2 protein-coding genes are annotated in these 1,321 nt (G+C 36.6%); both read left to right on the forward strand.

Annotated features, from left to right (window positions below; genetic code table 11):
- Positions 1-211: 211 nt before the first annotated feature.
- The gene (locus tag IQ215_RS14270; RefSeq protein ID WP_193802062.1) at positions 212-493 is read left to right on the forward strand and encodes a BrnT family toxin; all 282 of its coding nucleotides are present in this window, start codon (positions 212-214) and stop codon (positions 491-493) included.
- Positions 490-762: an antitoxin gene (locus IQ215_RS14275; protein WP_193802063.1), complete on the forward strand. Its 273-nt coding sequence runs from the start codon at positions 490-492 to the stop codon at positions 760-762. The genes IQ215_RS14270 and IQ215_RS14275 overlap by 4 nt, the downstream gene beginning before the upstream one ends.
- The last annotated feature ends 559 nt before the right edge of the window (positions 763-1,321 follow it).

Here is a 1,321-nt window from a genome sequence, read left to right on the forward strand (position 1 = left end):
TCAGCTGTGTATAAAAGACAGAAATTGAACTGTAATTACTATTAGGATAGGGTGGGTTAAGGGGCGATTGGGTCATAATCAGATTGTCAAGATATATTATCATCCGCCTTGTAATGAATTCCAAGGCTACGGGTTTATCGTTCAATAAATTGAACTGTAATTACTATTAGGATAGGGTGGGTTAAGGGGCGATATAAATTAAAATATGAATATGAAGGTTATTAGATGGAATTCGGATAAAAATAAGCTATTGCTTAAAGATAGGGGAATATCTTTTGAGGAGGTGTTGTCTGCCATGGAAAAGGGAGATGTTTTGGATGATCTGGTTCATCCCAATGGAAATAAATATCCTAATCAAAGATTACTTGTTGTTAAGATTAGAAAATACGCTTTTTTGGTGCCTTATGTGGAGACGGAAGAAGAAATATTCTTAAAGACAATTATTTCATCTCGTAAGGCGACAAAACAATATTTGGGAGGTACAAATTTATGAACAGGTTTGATGAGGAGGAAAAAGGTTTATTAGAGTCTTTTGAAAAAGGGGAATGGCAATCGGTAAATGATGAGGAGCGTGTTAAAACTCTCCAAGGTTATGCTAGGGCTATGATGTCAGAAAATCAGCAGGTCACTTTAAATTTATCTTCTGTTGATTTAGGGGCTATAAAGGCGATCGCACTTAAGGAGGGTATTTCTTATGAGAATCTCATATCAAATATATTACATGATTATGTTAATGGTCAATTAGCGGAACTTAAGAAGTAGATCCCGTAAATTCCCTTTAAGAAGGGGGACTTTGTTGTTTGAGGTAGTGAGGGTTAAGGGGCGATCGGGTCATAATCAGATTGTCAAGATATATTATCATCCGCCTTGTAATGAATTCCAAGGCTACGGGGTTATCGTTCAATAAATTGAACTGTAATTACTATTAGGATAGGGTGGGTTAAGGGGCGATTGGGTCATAATCAGATTGTCAAGATATATTATCATCCGCCTTGTAATGAATTCCAAGGCTACGGGGTTATCGTTCAATAAATTGAACTGTGATTACTATTGAGATAGGGTGGGTTAAGGGGCGATCGCCTTTAGGTAATGATAAAATGAGCAGATGTAGGATGATAAAGTTTGATGGATGAGAAAATTTGAGTTTGACATCAACAAAAGTGAAAGTAATAAGATAAAGCATGGTATTGATTTCTATCTTGAAATGTCGTCACAGGACTCCCGTTAAATTTCACGGGCAAAAGAAAAAACCACCGAAATTAACGGGAGATGGATGATGACCAGCAAAGAAAAAGGAACGAAAGTGACATCTACACACTTG

The organism is Cyanobacterium stanieri LEGE 03274 (assembly GCF_015207825.1).
Lineage (GTDB): Bacteria > Cyanobacteriota > Cyanobacteriia > Cyanobacteriales > Cyanobacteriaceae > Cyanobacterium > Cyanobacterium stanieri_B.